We start from the raw sequence: 15,950 nt of genomic DNA, 5'->3' as shown, positions 1-15,950 counted from the left end.
CACATCCCATGTCATCCAATTCCTGTTCTGCCTGCCTGGATCCGCTGGACGCCGGCGCACTCCCCGCAAAAAATCCACCCGCCGAGGCCGCCGCGCTCTGGCCGGCGGTCGCATCCCTCTCCCTGGGCGTGTTCGGCCTGGTCACGGCGGAATTCCTGCCGGCCAGCCTGCTGACCGCCATGGCGGCCGACCTGCACGTCACGGCGGGCGCCGCGGGCCAGGCCGTCACGGCCACGGCGCTGGTCGGCGCGGTGGCCGCGCCCACCATTCCCTTGCTGACGGCGCGCTTTGATCGCAAGCGGGTGCTGCTGACACTCACCGCGCTGCTGCTGGTGTCCAACCTGCTGGCCGCGACGGCCGGCTCGCTTTCGGTGCTGCTGTTCGCGCGCGTGGTGCTGGGCGTCGCGCTCGGTGGCTTCTGGTCCATGGCGGCGGCGCTGGCCATGCGCCTGGTGCCTGAGCGGCTCTTCCCGCGCGCGATGTCGCTGGTGCTGACCGGCGTCTCCATTGCCACCGTCTGCGCGGCGCCCGTGGGCGCCTGGATGGGCAGTCTCTGGGGATGGCGCAGCGCTTTTGTCGCGGCAGGTGTTGTCGGCTTGCTGGCTTTTGTCGTGCAGTTGGCGGCCTTGCCGGCCCTGCCGCCGCGCGACCAGGCCAGCCTGAAGGGCCTGCGGGACCTGCTCACGCGCGGGCCGGTGCGCATTGCGCTGCTGGCGGTGCTGCTGGTCATATCCGGCCACTTCGCGGGCTTCACCTATATCCGGCCCGTGCTGGAAGACGTGACCAAACTGCCCGTGGCGGCGATTTCCGCCGTGCTGCTGGGCTATGGCATAGGCGGCTTCTTCGGCAACTTCGCGGGCGGCTGGCTGGCGGGGCACGGTGAGCGCTACGCCATCGTCGCCGGCAGCGCGATGATCGCCGTGCTGGCGGCCGCACTGCTGGTGGGCGGCAGCTCCACCGTGGTCACCGCCGTGGCGGTGAGCTTGTGGGGTTTTGCGTTCGGCGCATTTCCGGTCGGCTTTCAGACCTGGATCGTGCGCGCCGCGCCCGACCAGGCGGAGGCCGCGGGCGGCTTGCTGGTGGCCGCCTTCCAGATCGCGATTGCCACGGGCGCCATCGCGGGTGGCCTCATCGTCGACCGGACCGGCGCGCTCGGCGCCCCCGCATTTGCCATGGTGGCCGTGGCCCTGGGCGGGCTGCTGGCCTGGCGTCGCGGCCCTGTTCCCGCCATGGCCGGGGTGCGAAGCTGATCATGACAAGCCCGCAAGCACACGCCCCCATCAACCGGCGCATCACTCTGGCGGCGCACCCGCGCGGCCTGCCCGTCGCGTCCGACTTCCATCTCATGACCGGGCCCGTGCCTCAGCCGGTCCAAGGCCAGGTGCTCCTGCGAACGCAGTTCCTTTCGCTGGACCCTTAGAGCCTGTTCAATGTCTAAACGGGGCCGCGTTGGGGTGCAATCGGGATGAGTGGGCCGACCGGGCACGCCGCATGGGCTAATGCCCATGCAAGGGCCTGGGTGGCTCAATCGCCCGATTTCACCCCAACCCGGAGGGCAAGCGCCTTCTCGGGCGGTCTGCGGCGTTGCGGCGCTAGCCCATAGATGAACTATGGGCGTCGCACCGCGCCTTGCATCCCATCCCGGGAAGGTGCTTGCGCGGCCCCGTTTAGACATTGAACAGGCTCTTATGCGCAACCTGATGGACAAAACCGGGCCCGGCTACGCGCCACCCGTTCCGCTGGGCGGCACCATGCCGGGCGGCACCGTCAGCCGCGTCATCGAATCCAGGCATCCCGCCTATCGCGCCGGCGACCTGGTGCTCGCCAACAGCGGCTGGCAGGACTATGCCGTGAGCGACGGCAACGATCTGCAGGCCCTGGGCGACATGGCCAGGCCCTCGCTGGCGCTGGGCGCGCTCGGAATGCCGGGCTTCACAGCGCATGTCGGCCTGCTGGACATAGGCCGGCCCAAGGCTGGTGAAACCGTGGTGGTCGCCGCCGCGACCGGCGCGGTGGGCGCCATGGTCGGCCAGATCGCGAAACTCAAGGGCGCGCGCGTCGTGGGCATTGCCGGCGGTGCTGACAAGTGCCGGCAGGCCGTCAACGAGCTGGGCTTTGATGCCTGCATTGACAGGCACGACCCCTTGTTTGCGGCGCAGCTTGCCGCCGCATGCCCGGCGGGCATAGACGTGTATTTTGAGAACGTCGGCGGCGAGGTGCTGCTGGCGGTGCTTCCGTTGCTCAATATCGACGCCCGCATGCCGGTGTGCGGCTTTGTCGCGCACTACAACGACGCGGCCGGCTCATCCGGCCCCAATCACATGCCGCAGTTCCTGGCTGCGATTTTGCAGAAACGTATGCACGTGCAGGGCTTCATCATTCTGGACCACTACGGCCCCCGCTTTGATGTGTTCCGCCGTGAGATGGAGCAATGGGTCAATAGCGAGAAAATCCAGGCACGAGAGAGTATTGTGGACGGCCTTGAGCACGCGCCCGCCGCCCTGTCAGACCTGCTGCAGGGCCGGCACGCCGGCAAGATGGTGGTGCGCCTGGAGGCGTAGCGCCGAAGGCAAGATCACCCGGTAATAGCGCCCCCTCGCCGGTGCGAGGAAGAAAGGAACCGGGAAAGCGCCGCACAGCTGCAATGGCAATTTCATGCAGCAGACAGGACTGCGCGGCTCGCCCAGGAAGTCAGGCGCTGAAGCTGAACCGTCCCTCTGCAGCCAGCTGTACCAGCGGCAAACGCCCATTGGGTGTCTCGCGCGCCTGCAGCCCCTCGGGAAGAACGCCCTTATCCCCCCGCTTGCCGATGGCCACCACCGCCTCTATCGCATAGGCGTCAGGAACAGCCACGGCTTGTCTCAAACGGTCGGCATCGAAGCCAGCCATGCCGTGCGCCGACCAGCCCGAGAGTGTGGCCTGGAATGCAAGGCTTGCCCAGGCCGCGCCGCAGTCAAACGAATGCCATGCGTTAGGCGCGGCGTCAGCCGCACCTGGGAACACAGCCTGCTTTGCTGAAACGATGACCACCAGAGCGGCGGCGCGCTTCGCCCAGCCCTGGTTGAATTCCACCAGCGTGTCAAAAATCGGCAGCCAGCTCGCGGTATCGCGCCGCGCGTAGATGAAGCGCCAAGGCTGCAAGTTGTAAGCCGAGGGTGCCCATCGAGCAGCCTCGAGCGTGCTCAGCAAAGCGGCCTCGGGGATGGCCTCGCCCGTGAACGCGCGCGGCGACCAGCGATCGGTGAAAAGGGGATTGATCGGATGATCGGGTGTGCGTGCTTGTGTCATGGTTTCCTTTTTTCCAGTTGTTGCAGTTGTTGCAGTTGAGTGAATGTGAGTACCGGCCCTGAAGGGTCTTGCAGGTTCGGCATGAGGGGGAACTTAAAATTGGGGGGTTCAAATCTGGGTGATCATCTTGGTCACCAGGAAGCTGTCGAAGGACTCGGTGCCGCCTTCGCTGCCGAAGCCGCTGTCCTTCACGCCGCCAAAAGGCAGTTCGGGGTGTGCCATGCCGGAGTGGTTGATGTTGACCATGCCGGCCTCCAGGCCGTTGGCCACACGCGTCGATATCTGGATTGATTGCGTGAAGATGTAGGCGGCCAGGCCGAAGGGCAGTGCATTGCCCAGGCGCAGCGCGTCTTCCACCGTCTCAAAACGCGCCAGTGCGGCGATCGGCCCGAAGGGTTCTTCACGCATCACACGGGCGCTGTCGGGTACGTCCGCCAGCAAGGTAGGCGCCAGGAAGTGGCCGCGCTCACCCAGGCGTTGGCCGCCCGTCAGCACCCTGGCACCCGCGTTTTCGGCATCACTCACAAGATCGCGCACGGCTTGCAGGCGGCGCCCATGGATCAGCGGCCCCATCTGGACACCGGGCTCCAGGCCCGAACCTACTTTCACCTCGCCCAGCGCTTCGGCAAAGCGGACGGCAAAGCGGTCATAGACGCCGGACTGCACAAAAAAGCGCGAGGGCGATACGCACACCTGCCCGGCGTTGCGGGTTTTCATGCGCGCCAGCAGGCTGGCGGCCTGGTCCACATCGGCATCGTTGAACACGAGCACCGGGGCATGGCCGCCGAGCTCCATGGTGGTGCGCTTCATATGGGTTCCCGCCAGGGCCGCGAGCTGCCGCCCCACCGGCACCGAGCCGGTGAAGGAGACCACACGCACCAGGGGCGACTCGATCAACTGGCGCGAAATCTCGCTGGGCACGCCCCAGACGATGTTGAACACTCCCGCAGGCAGCCCCGCGTCATGGAACAGCTGCGCCATGGCAACGATGGCGCTCGGTGACTCTTCCGGGCCCTTGAGCACCACCGTGCAACCCGCGCCGATGGCGGCCGCGACTTTTTTTGCGGCCTGGCCGAAGGGAAAGTTCCACGGACTAAAGGCCGCCACGACGCCGGCGGGCTCACGCACCACCAGTTGTCGCACCGCGGGGTTGCGTGAAGGCACCACCCGGCCATAGATGCGCCGGCACTCTTCCGCGTGCCACTCCATGTGTTCGGCGGCGTTGAGCACTTCGGCCACGGCTTCAGGCAAGGGCTTGCCGTTGTCCAGCGTGATGCCATGCCCAATCACATCGGCGCGCTCACGCGCCAGTGTCGCGGCGCGGCGCAGCACTTCGGAGCGCTCCATCGGCGAACGGGTCCGCCAGGCCTGGAAGGCCCGATGCGCGGCACCGAGCGCCGCGTCAATGTCGGCCGGCGTGGCCCAGGGCAGATGGCCCAGGACCTCAAAGGTCGCAGGGTTGTGCACGGCTTGCCCCGGGCGGCCATCATCCCCCGGGAAATGGCCGTCGATGTAGAAAGAAAGTTCCGGATACATCACAGGCTCCTCAGGCATGCACCAGCTGGCGCGACTCGATATCGGTTGTTGTGCTTGCCTTCTCCGCCGGGACCGCATCCGCATGCGGCAAGACGGCGTCGCAGAAGGCCGTGAGCTGCCGCACGGCGTCATCCGCCTTGCCCGCGGCGGCGATAAAGCGGTCCGGGCGGATCAGCACCCAATCGACCTTCTTGTCCTGAAACCAGAAATTCAGCGTGTTGTCGACGTCTTCGATGCGATGTCCCGAGGGCGTTTCAATCAGAGTGCTGCGCGAGCGTTCCGCCAGGTAGTGGTCGCAGCCCAGGCGTTCAAGCTGCGCACGCAGCCCGGTGGATGCGCCTGCCAGCGCGTCGATGCGCCAGCTCAGCAGCGCGAAGCGCGGCCCGACCACGTCATCAAAGCGCTGCGTGCGGCCGGCTTCCCGTTCGACGTTGGGCTGGATAAACATCCGCCCCACCAGCTCGTCGCGCCGCGCATCGCCGCTGTCCTGGACGATGCCCTTGACGAAGCGCGGCATCGGCTTGAACTTCATCTGCAGCACGTAATCTCGCACGCGAGGAATGTTCTTGATGGACAGGAAGAAGCCGTCGCGCAGCCAGGCCACGAAGCGGTTGCGCTGCGACAGCACCGCGCCGAAAAGGTCGGCCAGGTCGATCATGGCTTTGGCATGGGCATGGCGCTCGTCGTGGTAGCTCGACAGCAGCTCGGGCTTGAGCCGGCCCTGCAGTATCCAGGCAAGTTTCCAGGACAGGTTGAACGCATCGCGCAGGCCCGCGTTCAGGCCCTGGCCTATCCACGGCGGCGTGATGTGCGCGGCGTCGCCTGCCAGGCACACCCGACCGGAAACGAACGAGCCGGCCACCCGGGAGTTGTGCGTATAGACGCGGGCCCGGATCACGTTGAGCTTGTCCGGGTTCGCCACATGGCGGCCGAGCAGTTCCCGCACCTTCTCGGGCGCCAGCATCTGCTCGCCGTCCTCGCCGGGGAACAGCATGAACTCCCAGCGGCGCAGGCCGTAGGGCAGGCGCAGGCACACATAGGGCCGGGCCGGCTCGCAATGCAGCGCAGTGTAGGGGGCATCGAGCGGGTCCTGGTCGCATTCGATGACCACCCACTTGGCCGCGTGTGTGCGGCCATTGAAAGGGAGCTTGAGAATGCCTTCGCGCACGAAGCTGCGCCCGCCGTCGCACCCCACCAGATAACGTGCGCGCACCCCGCTCTCAACGCCTTGCGCATCACGCAGGGTGGCGCTCACGCCTGTCGCGTCCTGCGTGAGATCGATCAGCTCGACACCCAGGTGCAACTGCACGCACGGGAAGCGCGCCAGGCCGCGGCGCAGCACCGCTTCGCCCAGGGGCTGGGAAAACAGGTTACGGCGGAACCAACCGAACTCGCGGGTGCTGGGCAGAATTTCGGCGAAACATTGTTTCCGGGCGGTGTACATGCGCAGGGGCACGTTCTGGATCATGTCGCGCAGCATGCCCTCGGCCAGCCCGGCCGCCTGGAAGGTGCGCAGGGCTTCATCGTCCAGGCCGACGGCGCGCGGATAGTCCAGCACATGGGGGCTGCGGTCGACGATCAGCGTGGAGATGCCGTAGCTGCCCAGAAGATTGGCGATCGTGGTGCCAACCGGCCCCGCGCCCGCAATCAGTACATCCGTTTCCGGGAGGGTTGTCATCGTGACTGTTCCGTTGCGTTCGTCAGGCGGGATTGAACAGACGGCTTTCCTGCCGCACCAGCAGTTGGCGAACAGCCTTGCGGAATTCTGTGAAAACGGGGTCGCCCATCAGTTGCGCCCGGCGCCTGGCGCGATCCTCGAAGCTCTCAAAAGCCCAGAGAAAGACGAGTTGGTTGAGATCGTCGCTTTCGGGCGTGAGCAGCACGACCAGGTTTCCCAAAAGGCGCGTCTGCACCTCGCGCCCCATCTCGTTGTAAATGCGCAGGTACTCTCGCGTACCGCCGGGCGTCAGTGTGTAGGTTCGAAGTTCGTGGAGCATGGCGTTCAATCAGGGGCGGAAGTGTCGCCTCGTTGGAGGAAGTCGGCCACCGCCCGCTCAAACAGCGCGGGCTGGTCGTCGTGCACGTAATGGCCGGCGTCGGGGATGGTGATATCCGTGATGCGCGGATTCAATTCACGCATGCGCGCCACCATGGCCGGCTGCAGGTAGTCGGAGCGGCCGCCGCGCAGCACCAGCGTCTCGCAGGCGATGGCGCGGATACTGGGTTCCAGGTCGACCACGCGGGTCGGATCCGGGTTCAGCCGCGTTGCGACGATGCCGGCGTGGTCATAGCGCCAGGTAAAGCCGCCCTGGGGCAAGGGCTTCAGCATGTTTTGCAGGCGCTGCTGGCGGGCTTCTTCGGTCACCGTGGGCCGTAGCGCGCGCATGAACCCGGTGGCGGCCTCCCAGGAGGCGAAGCGGTCGGGCGTGGTGGCGAGCTCCTTGCGGATGCGCGTAGCACCGTCACTTGCCTCAAAAGCCCCGGGGCCGGCATCCTCGATGACCAGGCGCCGCACCTTCTGCGGATACCGCGCCGCATACACGATGGCATTGATACCGCCCATTGAATGGCCTAGCAGGTCGAAATGCGCAAGGCCCAGGGCCTGGGCCAGTGCCTCAAGATCAGCGACATAGGCATCGGTGTAGTAGTTGTGCGCGGGATCCCAGTCCGACTCGCCACGACCGCGCTGGTCAAAGGCGACGACACGAAAATCCGGCTGCAGCGCGGCCGCCACACCGGCGAAGGTCTCGGCATAGCCGCGTATGCCATGGAGCATCACCACAGGCCGTGCCTGCGCATTCCCCCACTCGGTGACGTGGAGGTTCAGCCCCGACAGGACCAGCGTGCAGTCGCGCCTCTCCATGCTTTTCTCTTGTTCTTCTCTTGTTTGTCTCTTAAACCAGGCCGTCCTGGCCCTTGACATCGGAAGCCTTCAGGCCGCCGAGCCTGGCATTGAGGCGGCCGCGGGTCGCGAAGGCCCAGATCACAATGACTTCGTCGCGGTTGGGTCCGTCTGCGAACTGGGCGGTGATGGTGTCGTAATGCGAGCGCACGTACAGCGCGTCCTTGTGCGCCAGGGGGATGTCGATCACGGTCCCGGGGCCGCCGCGCTTGCCGCTGGAGGGCACCCAGGACTTGCCGCCGCCGATGGCGTCGCGGACCGGGTTGGCGGCCGGGTTGGTGAGCAATGCGTTGCCGTGTTCGTACTCGCCATCAATGCCGACCACGACGGCCTTGCCGTAGCTCTCAATGGCCCGGCCCTGGGCGGCTTCCTGGATGCGGCGGCCGAACTCACGGCCCAGCTCGGGCGAAGGATCGATCCAGGGCGACAGGTCCTCAACGAACTTTCCGGCAAAGGGATTGTGGATGCAGGCGGCGATGACGATCTTGCGCAGGGACTCACCATCGGCCGGTGCACCGGTTTCGCCGGCGAGGGTGTCCTCGATCTGCAGATACCACTTGCGAATATGGAAAACACTGAAGTTGGCGGACTTGGTCATGGGTGTGTACCGTGAATAAGAAAAAAATGAAAAAAGGAAGAAAGAAAAAAGAGACAGGGAAGGAAACAGGGCCGGCGTACTCAGTCGTACAGCGGCTCCAGCTCGAAGTGATCACTGGGTGCGTTGTGGGTGTGCAGCACGCGCTTGCCTTCTTCATCGTCATGGACGGTTTCGAGGAAGAACTCGAAGCGATGGCCATCCGGGTCGTTGAAGTACAGGCCATAACCCACTTTGTGGTCGGTGGTCTTGACCACCTCGACACCGGCACGGAGAAGTTGCCCATAGAGCCTGCGCAGCTCGGTGAGATCGCCCTCGATCTCCAGGCCGTAGTGCTGCAGCGCACAGCCGCCCACGGTCTCGCCCGGCTCCGGGCGAATCAGGGCGATGTCATGGTGTTTCTGGCCGAAGCTCATGAACACCCAGCGCTCACTGCGCGCGGTCTCCTGCATGCCCAGGATGCGTTCGTACCAGGCGGCCGAGGCGAACGGATCCGTCACGAAGAGCGAGAGATGCGTGCGGCGGATTCTGGGCCGCAGGACTCCGGTGGCCTGTTGTTCAGTCATGGGGTTTGGCTCCCAGCGTGGACTTGGGATGCGGCTTGACGGCGGCCACCACCGGGGTCCAGGCCACGGCCGTGATCTCGCTGAAATCGCGCCAGTCCTTGAACCAGCTCTTGCCGCCGTCCGCCGAACGAAAGAGGTGACCGTACTTGGTGCCGGCAAACACCAGATCCGGGTCCGCGGCATGCGTGCCTAGCGCCCAGAACGTGGAGTTCGGGGCCGCGTGCAGCAGGCTGGTGGACCAGGTAGCGCCGCGATCAAGCGAACGGTAAATCTGGCTGCGCGTGCCCGGCGTGCCGTCACCGATGGCCACCAGGAGCACGTCCTGGTCGCCTTCGAGGGGCAGCAGGGTGCGCGTGTAATACATCCCATCGAACCGGTCGGCGGAGCTCTCAGCGGACCAGGGGCCGTGACCACCGTTCGTGTTGGTATAGACCGAATTGACCGTGGCGATCAGGTGCGTCCTGGGCTGCATGCCGCGCGCCGGCAGGATGCAAATGGCGTGGATATCGCTGTTGACGATGCCGCTTTGCGCGTCGTCAATACGGCGCCAGGTGTCGCCTTTGTCCTGGCTGTGCCAGGCACCGCCCTCCTCCACGCCGAACCAGACAGCGCAGTCTTCCGGGTCCACCGTGATGCTGAGGATGCGGGGACGGTTCACGCCGGCGCAGAACTCGGGCAGCTCGACGGGAAGCCGCGTCCAATTCCTGCCGCCGTCAAGTGAGCGGAACATCGCCGCCCGTGACGGTGCACCGGTGCCGGCGTAGATCACATCGGCGTTGCGCGGATCAATGGCCAAGGCCCAGACATGCATGCCGTTCGCAGGCGATTCGAGCCGCTTGAAATGCACGCCTGCGTCTTCGCTCAGGCAGATGCCTGCATCCGCGCCCGCAAAAATCCGGTTCGGATCGCGCGGGTCCACCAGCAGGCTGCGCACCACGCCATCGAACTCGATGGCCTCCCTCAGCCCCAGGCGGTGCCATGTGGCGCCGTCATCCGCGCTGCGCAAAATGCCTTGCCCGGCGGTTCCCACGAGAATTGTTCCCTGCATGATCGTCCTCTTTGAATGCGTTCAGATGAAGATGCCGCGGGTGATGCCGCCGTCCACGGCGATGGATTCACCCGTGATCGCGCCGGCGCGTTCGGAGGCGAGGAAAAGAACGACGTCGGCGATCTCGCCGGGCTGCAGCACGCGGCGGATCGGTGTGGCTTTGGCGTAGTTCGCTTCGACCTGGTCCGACGTCAGGCCTTGCAGCTTGGCCTCCTTGGCGTAGAGCTCGTGGATGTGCGGCGTCTCGACCACGCCGGGGTGGATCACATTGACGGTGATGCCCGAGGGGCCGAGCTGGTCGGAGAGCGTCTTGGTGAGGTGGCAGATGGCCACGTTGCGCATGCCCGAAAGCTGCTTGCTGCCGCGCCCCGTGAGGCCGCCGATGTTGATGATGCGGCCGAACCCGCCCTTCTTCATGTGAGCCGCCGCCGCCTTGGCGCAGCGCATGTAGCCCACCACCTTGATGTTGATGTCTTCGAGCAACCCTTCAGGACTGGCGTTCTCGATTTCGCTGCGCACCAGGCCGCCCGGGTGCGCCGCACCGTTGACCAGGATGTCGATGCGCCCGAAATGCGCCGCAACCTTTGCAATCATGGCTTCTACCTGCTCGGTGCTGCTGACGTCGGCCGGTGCGGCCAGGATCTCGACGCCCGTCTTTTCAGTGATCTCGCGTGCGGCCTGCTCCAGCGGCCCCTTGCTGCGCGCCACGATCGCCACGCGCACGCCTTCGGCGGCCAGCGCTTCCGTGACCGCCCGGCCTATGCCCAGGCTGCCGCCGGTCACCACGGCGACCTTGCCCTTGAGTTTCAAATCCATACCTGCTCCTTGATTGATGTCAGGCCGCTGCGCACCTGCGCGCCGCCCCGGTTGCGAAGCCCTTCAAAGGGCCATTTCTATGAGTGCGGGCCCTTTGCGCCCGAAAGCCTCGCGCAGTTGTTCAGCCAATACCTGGGCGGTCGTCGCGCGCTTGGCAGGCACGCCATATGACTGCGCCAGGCCTACCCAGTCGATGCGCGGACGGTCCAGCGAGGTCAGCGCCTCGGCCCGCGCACCCAGCTTGCCGCCGTCGCGGCGCAGTTCATTGCGCAGGATGGCGTACTGGTGGTTGGCGGCGATCAGCACCACAACGTTGAGGTTCTCGTGCGCCAGCGACCACAGGGTCTGGATCGTGTATTGCGTGCTGCCGTCCGACAGCAGGCCCACCACCTGCCGGTCCGGGCAGGCGATGGCCGCGCCCAGGGCCACGGGCAGCCCCTGGCCGATGGCGCCGCCGGTGTTGGTCAAGGTGGTGTGCGAACGCGCCGCCGCCGATGCGGCGTAAAACGGGTAGCCGCAGGTTCCGCCCTCGACCGACACGATGGCGCGGTCCGGCAGCTCGCGCGCCAGCACGGCGGCGATCCTGGCCGGCGTGAGTTCACCTTCGGGCTGCTCAGGCAGCGCCAGCGGCGATGCCTCATAGGCCGGCGCGCCCAGCGCGTCGGCGAGCTGCTCGAGCCGCTCGGCCACGGCTTGGCCGGGCTGGCCGATCATCAGCAGTTGCTCGGACTTCACCAGCGCGCTCGGATGGCCCAGATAGCCAAAGTAAGTGATGGGCGGCAGCGCACCCGCGAGCACCACGAGGTCGGCCGGATCCAGCACCGCCCGTGCGGGTTCCGGAAAGTAAGGCAAGCGGTCGAACGCCGGCAGACCCTGGCCGCGTTCGGCGCGCGATGGAAATGTTTCGGCATACGCCGTTGCGCCCAGCAGGGCGCACAGCCGGGCCGTCGCGCGCTGGGCACGCTCCCCCAGCCCGCTGCGCTCACCGCCGCCGCCCAGAAGAAACACCACCCGGCGGCCCGCGCGCAACCGCGCGACGGCCTGCGCCTGGTCGTAGTCGTCAGCCGCCATCGCGCGCGTGCCGCCGGATGCCACCTGTTGGGCCGCCGCGGGAAGCTCGCCGTACTGGAAATCGGCAGGGAAGATCAGCGAGCTTCCCTGCCCGCCATTGGCGAAGCTCTGGCGCACGGCCTCGGCGCCGGCGACCGCGCTGTCCTCCGTGCTTTCGATGCGGCGCACCCAGCCGGAGACGGCCCCTGCCAGGGATTCGATGTCCGAGGTCAACGGCGCATCGTAGGGCAGATGCCAGCTGGTGTGGTCGCCAATGATGTTGACGATGGGTGTGTGGGCGCGCCGGGCGTTGTGCAGGTTGGCGATGCCGTTGGCAAAGCCCGGGCCCAGGTGCAGCAGCGTGGCTGCCGGTCGGCCCAGCATGCGGCCGTAACCATCAGCCCCGCCGGTGCACACGTTCTCCTGGAGCCCGACCACACAGCGGATTTCGTCGTGGGTTTCCAGCGCACGCACCAGATCGAGTTCCGTCGTGCCCGGATTGGCAAAGCAGGTATCCACCCCTTCGCCGGCGAGCGCTGCCCAAAGCGCCTGGGCGCCAGTCCTGCTTGTCATCGCACCAACCCCTCACTGCACTTTGATATTGCGTTCGCGAACGAGCTTGCCGATACGCTCGCCATCCACCGCAATCTGTGCATCGAGCTCCGCGGGCTGGGATGCTCCGGCGCGCAGGCCGCGCGCCGTCGCAAATGCCTGCAGTTCGGGGGCCGCCAGAACCTTGGCCAGCGCCGCATTCATACGCGCGAGGACCTCCGGCGGCGTGCCGGCCTTGGCATGAAGCGAGTAGGACGTGGAAAGCAGCAAGTCGGAGCCGCTGGCCTCGGTGATGGTGGGAACGGTGGGCGCGACGGGCGCGCGCGACGCGGCCCCGACTGCCAGCAGCTTCATGGTCCCCTTCTGCACATGCGGCAGGATGGCCTCCACCCCGCCCGAAGTCGCCACCACCTGGCCTCCCAGCATGGCGGGGATGACTTCGGCCAGCGCCTTGTAGGGAACGTGGAGAAATTCCACGCCCGTGCCCGCCTGCAGCAGCTCCATGTTCAGGTGCATCACGCTGCCCACGCCGCCGGTGCCAAAAGTCACCTGGCCGGGGTGCGACTTTGAATAAGCCACGAAAGATTTGAAGTCTGACACCGGCAGCTGGGAGCTCACCACCAGATAGAGATTCACATCAGCGATGTTGCTGACGGAAACCAGGTCTTTCTTGGGGTTGAAGGGCAGAGGCTGGTACAGCAAAGGGTTGACCGTCAGCGTGAGCCGATCCACCAGCAGGAAGGTATAGCCATCGGCGGGGGACTTGACCACCTCGCTGGTGCCAATGACGGCGTTGGCGCCCGCCTTGTTTTCCACGACAAGAGTGGCCTTGAGTTCCTTCGCCAAACCCTCCCCGACCAGGCGGGCCATCACATCCGGACCCGTGCCCGGCGGGTAAGGAACCACGATGCGGATCGGCCGCGAAGGCCAGCTGGCCTGGGCCCAGGCCTGCACCGGCACCACGCACGCGGCGAGCAACACCACCGCGGCGGCACAGGACTGCCGAAAGAAATTCCTTTTCATCGCTGACTCCTAGAACCCCAGTTGACGATATTTCGGCCTCGAGCGGGGGAGCACTCGCGGGGCCGATGGGTGAAATTCCTCCTGATTCGCTCTCTTATTTTTTGCTAGTTTATCGATTAGATCAAATAAAGCAAATATAAATTGGAAATTTTTTATAAAAATCGCCTGTTTTTGATTTATTAGCCATTTAAGCAAATATCGACAGGTAGACTGCCAAAGGCTTCCAAACCGACCGGTGCGCCGCTCCGTTTAACCTTGAGGCTTGCCAAGGCGTATTCCCTTCGCCCCGGCGTTACCAGAGTTCCAATCCATGAATAGCCTGAGCCGCATGCTGGAGGTGCTGAAACTGTTCAGCGCAGACCAGCCCGTGATCGACATCGAAATCATTTGCTCGCAACTGGGGTACACCTCACCCAGTGCGTATCGCTACGTACGCGAGTTATCCAATGCGGGATTGCTGGTGCGATTGCCGCGCGGCTACGCCCTGGGGCCGCGCATCATTGAGCTGGATCGGCATATGACCCAGTTCGACCCCTTGCTGGCCGCCAGCCATGACATCGTGGGTGATCTCATCGCGCAGACAAGCCTGGAACTGCTGATCAGCGAGCTCTATGGGTCGACCGTGATCAATATCCTGCAAAGATCCGGCTCGGAAGAGCAGCCCTTGAACTACGGACGCGGCAGGCCCATGGACCTGTTCCACAGCGCCACCTCCAGGGTCATCCTGGCCTACCTGCTGCCGCGCCAGCTACGGCGCCTTTTCGACAGCGCAGCCCCGGGAGACCTTGAGCGACTGGGTTCGACCTGGAAAGATTTCTCCAAGGCCATGCTGCGCATCCGCAAAGACGGCTATTGCATCAGCGAGGGAGAACTAGACCCGAACAAGAGCGGTATCGCCGCCCCCATCTTCGACGAGAAGCAGCGGATTCTCGGCAGCATCACCCTCGTCGGCAACTCTGAACGCTTCAACGCCTTCAACCGGGACTTCCTCTCAGGGCTCGTGACGGACGCCGCCCGGAAGATCACCAGCAGAATCGCGGGATAGCTGACACCGGCTCCGGAAAACCATGCAGGTTAAACCGGAGCCGGGCTTGCTTCCCAATGCCCTTGATGGGCGAGAAGAAGTAATACCCTTGATGGGCCGCCAGGCCCGCGACGCTCTCGCGAACGGCTAGGCGGGCGCCTTGATCGACTCCAGCACCCGATCAACCATCACGCCCGCCTGGCCCAGGTTGTTCATCGGGTCGCAGAACGAGGCGAGCTGCTCGCGCGTTACGTGCTTGTTGATTTCCGGATGCTCCGCCAGCAGCTCGATCAGCGGCCGCTGCTGCTTGAGCGCGTCGCGGCAGATGTCGTAGACCAGGTCGTGCGCGTATTCGCGACCGATGTAGGGGCCCAGGCCCATCATGACGGCCTCCGACATCACCAGGCCGTGGGTCATGTCGATGTTGCGGCGCATCTGCGCGGCGTCGACTTCGAGGCCGGCAAGGATGAACTTCGTCTGCTTGAGCGCGCCCGACATCAGGCAGAAGATCTCGGGCATGGCCACCCACTCGATCTCCCACGGGCCCGTGGAGCGCTCATGGTCGGCGACCATCGCGTCCATCAGCGAGGCGGCCAGCTGGCGCACCACGGAAATGTTGGCATGGATGTAGAGGCAGGAGATCGGGTTGCGCTTTTGCGGCATGGTCGACGAGGAGCCTCGGCCGGGTGCGAAAGGCTCGAACACCTCCGCGACTTCAGTCTGCATCAGCAGCTTCACGTCCATCGCGATCTTGCCGAGCGACCCACCGACGATGCCGAGGAAGGCGCCCACTTCGGCGAAGTTGTCGCGCACGGTGTGCCACGAAATCAGCGGCTGGCCGAGCCCGAGCTCCTTCATGAGGCCGGCCTGGGTTTCCATCGCGCCTTTTTCTAGCGACGATAGCGTGCCCGATGCGCCGCCGAACTCGCCAACCAGCACCCGCGGCTTGAGCTGCGTGAGGCGCTCGCGGTGGCGCTCTATGCCCGCGAGGATGCTGGCCATCTTGTAGCCGAAGGTGATGGGCGTGGCCTGCTGCAGGTTGCTGCGGCCTATGATGGGCGTGTCGCGGTGGGCGCGCGCCAGTTTGGCGAGCGAGGCCGAGATGTCCGCGAGGTCGGCCTCGACCAGCGCGAGGGCCTCGCGGATCTGCAGCACGGCGGCCGTGTCGGTGATGTCCTGCGTGGTGGCGCCCCAGTGGCAATACTCGCCCAGGCCGTCCTTGCAATGGGCATTGATCTGGTTGACCACGGCGATGATCGGGTAGCCGATCTGCTCGGTCTTGGCCTTGAGCTTGACCCAGTCGATCTGGCTGGGCTCGCAGTTCTTCACGATTTCTTCGGCCGCCTCCTTGGGAATGATGCCCAGGGCCCCCTGGACCTTGGCGAGCGCGCGCTCGATGTCCAGGTATTTGGCGGTGCGGTTTTCGTCCGACCAGACATGCCGCATGGCGGCATCGCTGAACATGTCGCCGAAGATTTTTGAGTCGATGATGGTTGAGGACATGGGTTCTCCGTTGGGTTATGTGGGTTATGTGGGTTACGTATCTTGTG

14 protein-coding genes and 2 pseudogenes are annotated in these 15,950 nt (G+C 65.3%); 4 read left to right on the top strand and 12 right to left on the bottom strand.

Annotation, left to right across the window (positions count from 1 at the left end; all coding sequences use genetic code 11):
- Positions 1–8: 8 nt before the first annotated feature.
- The 3 genes and pseudogenes from ACEN8I_RS08565 to ACEN8I_RS08555 form a co-directional block, all read left to right on the top strand.
- A complete protein-coding gene (locus ACEN8I_RS08565) occupies positions 9–1,250 on the top strand; it encodes an MFS transporter (RefSeq protein ID WP_413327921.1) in 1,242 nt (413 codons plus the stop codon).
- A gap of 2 nt (positions 1,251–1,252) precedes the next feature.
- Positions 1,253–1,417 (top strand): annotated as a pseudogene (locus tag ACEN8I_RS08560) (NADP-dependent oxidoreductase); the annotation flags it as partial.
- Positions 1,418–1,640: 223 nt separating this feature from the next.
- Positions 1,641–2,561 (top strand): annotated as a pseudogene (locus tag ACEN8I_RS08555) (NADP-dependent oxidoreductase); the annotation flags it as partial.
- 130 nt (positions 2,562–2,691) lie between these two features.
- Here ACEN8I_RS08555 and ACEN8I_RS08550 read toward each other — a convergent pair.
- From ACEN8I_RS08550 to ACEN8I_RS08500, 11 genes are all read right to left on the bottom strand, one after another.
- Complete coding sequence (locus ACEN8I_RS08550; RefSeq protein WP_413327920.1) at positions 2,692–3,288, bottom strand: nitroreductase family protein; 597 nt, start codon at positions 3,286–3,288, stop codon at positions 2,692–2,694.
- 108 nt (positions 3,289–3,396) lie between these two features.
- Entirely contained in the window at positions 3,397–4,824 is a 1,428-nt protein-coding gene (locus ACEN8I_RS08545; RefSeq protein WP_413327919.1) for an NAD-dependent succinate-semialdehyde dehydrogenase, read from the bottom strand.
- Positions 4,825–4,834: 10 nt separating this feature from the next.
- On the bottom strand, positions 4,835–6,502 hold the full coding sequence (locus ACEN8I_RS08540; protein ID WP_413327918.1) for a bifunctional 3-(3-hydroxy-phenyl)propionate/3-hydroxycinnamic acid hydroxylase: 1,668 nt from the start codon (positions 6,500–6,502) through the stop codon (positions 4,835–4,837).
- A 22-nt stretch (positions 6,503–6,524) separates the two neighbouring features.
- Positions 6,525–6,821, bottom strand: coding sequence for an NIPSNAP family protein (locus tag ACEN8I_RS08535; RefSeq protein WP_413327977.1), 297 nt, complete (start codon positions 6,819–6,821; stop codon positions 6,525–6,527).
- 5 nt (positions 6,822–6,826) lie between these two features.
- On the bottom strand, positions 6,827–7,687 hold the full coding sequence (locus tag ACEN8I_RS08530; protein WP_413327917.1) for an alpha/beta fold hydrolase: 861 nt from the start codon (positions 7,685–7,687) through the stop codon (positions 6,827–6,829).
- Positions 7,688–7,718: 31 nt separating this feature from the next.
- Positions 7,719–8,324, bottom strand: a complete 606-nt coding sequence (locus ACEN8I_RS08525) for an amino acid synthesis family protein (RefSeq protein WP_413327916.1) — start codon at positions 8,322–8,324, stop codon at positions 7,719–7,721.
- A gap of 80 nt (positions 8,325–8,404) precedes the next feature.
- Positions 8,405–8,887, bottom strand: a complete 483-nt coding sequence (locus ACEN8I_RS08520; protein WP_413327915.1) for a VOC family protein — start codon at positions 8,885–8,887, stop codon at positions 8,405–8,407.
- Entirely contained in the window at positions 8,880–9,935 is a 1,056-nt protein-coding gene (locus ACEN8I_RS08515; protein ID WP_413327914.1) for a glycosyl hydrolase, read from the bottom strand. Before ACEN8I_RS08515 ends, ACEN8I_RS08520 begins: the two co-directional genes overlap by 8 nt.
- A 21-nt stretch (positions 9,936–9,956) precedes the next feature.
- Positions 9,957–10,751 (bottom strand): SDR family NAD(P)-dependent oxidoreductase, encoded by a 795-nt coding sequence (locus ACEN8I_RS08510; protein ID WP_413327913.1) that lies wholly within the window; start codon positions 10,749–10,751, stop codon positions 9,957–9,959.
- Positions 10,752–10,814: 63 nt separating this feature from the next.
- A complete protein-coding gene (locus tag ACEN8I_RS08505) occupies positions 10,815–12,374 on the bottom strand; it encodes an acetolactate synthase large subunit (RefSeq protein WP_413327912.1) in 1,560 nt (519 codons plus the stop codon).
- A 12-nt stretch (positions 12,375–12,386) separates the two neighbouring features.
- Positions 12,387–13,376: a Bug family tripartite tricarboxylate transporter substrate binding protein gene (locus ACEN8I_RS08500; RefSeq protein WP_413327910.1), complete on the bottom strand. Its 990-nt coding sequence runs from the start codon at positions 13,374–13,376 to the stop codon at positions 12,387–12,389.
- Between the two features lie 310 nt (positions 13,377–13,686).
- Here ACEN8I_RS08500 and ACEN8I_RS08495 point away from each other — a divergent pair, with 310 nt between their 5' ends.
- Positions 13,687–14,421 (top strand): IclR family transcriptional regulator, encoded by a 735-nt coding sequence (locus tag ACEN8I_RS08495; protein ID WP_413327909.1) that lies wholly within the window; start codon positions 13,687–13,689, stop codon positions 14,419–14,421.
- 126 nt (positions 14,422–14,547) lie between these two features.
- Here the strand turns inward: ACEN8I_RS08495 and ACEN8I_RS08490 are convergent, their stop codons facing one another.
- Entirely contained in the window at positions 14,548–15,903 is a 1,356-nt protein-coding gene (locus ACEN8I_RS08490; RefSeq protein ID WP_413327908.1) for an adenylosuccinate lyase family protein, read from the bottom strand.
- Between the last annotated feature and the right edge of the window lie 47 nt (positions 15,904–15,950).

Origin of the sequence: Polaromonas sp. CT11-55, from assembly GCF_047303325.1 — a bacterium.
Classification (GTDB): Bacteria; Pseudomonadota; Gammaproteobacteria; order Burkholderiales; family Burkholderiaceae_C; genus Polaromonas.
This window is presented reverse-complemented; position numbering and strand designations above follow the sequence as displayed.

Bases quoted from the DNA above. Each gene is read 5' to 3' on its own strand.
- ACEN8I_RS08565 (WP_413327921.1), top strand. From the start codon at position 9: ATGTCATCCAATTCCTGTTCTGCCTGCCTGGATCCGCTGGACGCCGGC.
- ACEN8I_RS08550 (WP_413327920.1), bottom strand. From the start codon at position 3,288: ATGACACAAGCACGCACACCCGATCATCCGATCAATCCCCTTTTCACC.
- ACEN8I_RS08545 (WP_413327919.1), bottom strand. From the start codon at position 4,824: ATGTATCCGGAACTTTCTTTCTACATCGACGGCCATTTCCCGGGGGAT.
- ACEN8I_RS08540 (WP_413327918.1), bottom strand. From the start codon at position 6,502: ATGACAACCCTCCCGGAAACGGATGTACTGATTGCGGGCGCGGGGCCG.
- ACEN8I_RS08535 (WP_413327977.1), bottom strand. From the start codon at position 6,821: ATGCTCCACGAACTTCGAACCTACACACTGACGCCCGGCGGTACGCGA.
- ACEN8I_RS08530 (WP_413327917.1), bottom strand. From the start codon at position 7,687: ATGGAGAGGCGCGACTGCACGCTGGTCCTGTCGGGGCTGAACCTCCAC.
- ACEN8I_RS08525 (WP_413327916.1), bottom strand. From the start codon at position 8,324: ATGACCAAGTCCGCCAACTTCAGTGTTTTCCATATTCGCAAGTGGTAT.
- ACEN8I_RS08520 (WP_413327915.1), bottom strand. From the start codon at position 8,887: ATGACTGAACAACAGGCCACCGGAGTCCTGCGGCCCAGAATCCGCCGC.
- ACEN8I_RS08515 (WP_413327914.1), bottom strand. From the start codon at position 9,935: ATGCAGGGAACAATTCTCGTGGGAACCGCCGGGCAAGGCATTTTGCGC.
- ACEN8I_RS08510 (WP_413327913.1), bottom strand. From the start codon at position 10,751: ATGGATTTGAAACTCAAGGGCAAGGTCGCCGTGGTGACCGGCGGCAGC.
- ACEN8I_RS08505 (WP_413327912.1), bottom strand. From the start codon at position 12,374: ATGACAAGCAGGACTGGCGCCCAGGCGCTTTGGGCAGCGCTCGCCGGC.
- ACEN8I_RS08500 (WP_413327910.1), bottom strand. From the start codon at position 13,376: ATGAAAAGGAATTTCTTTCGGCAGTCCTGTGCCGCCGCGGTGGTGTTG.
- ACEN8I_RS08495 (WP_413327909.1), top strand. From the start codon at position 13,687: ATGAATAGCCTGAGCCGCATGCTGGAGGTGCTGAAACTGTTCAGCGCA.
- ACEN8I_RS08490 (WP_413327908.1), bottom strand. From the start codon at position 15,903: ATGTCCTCAACCATCATCGACTCAAAAATCTTCGGCGACATGTTCAGC.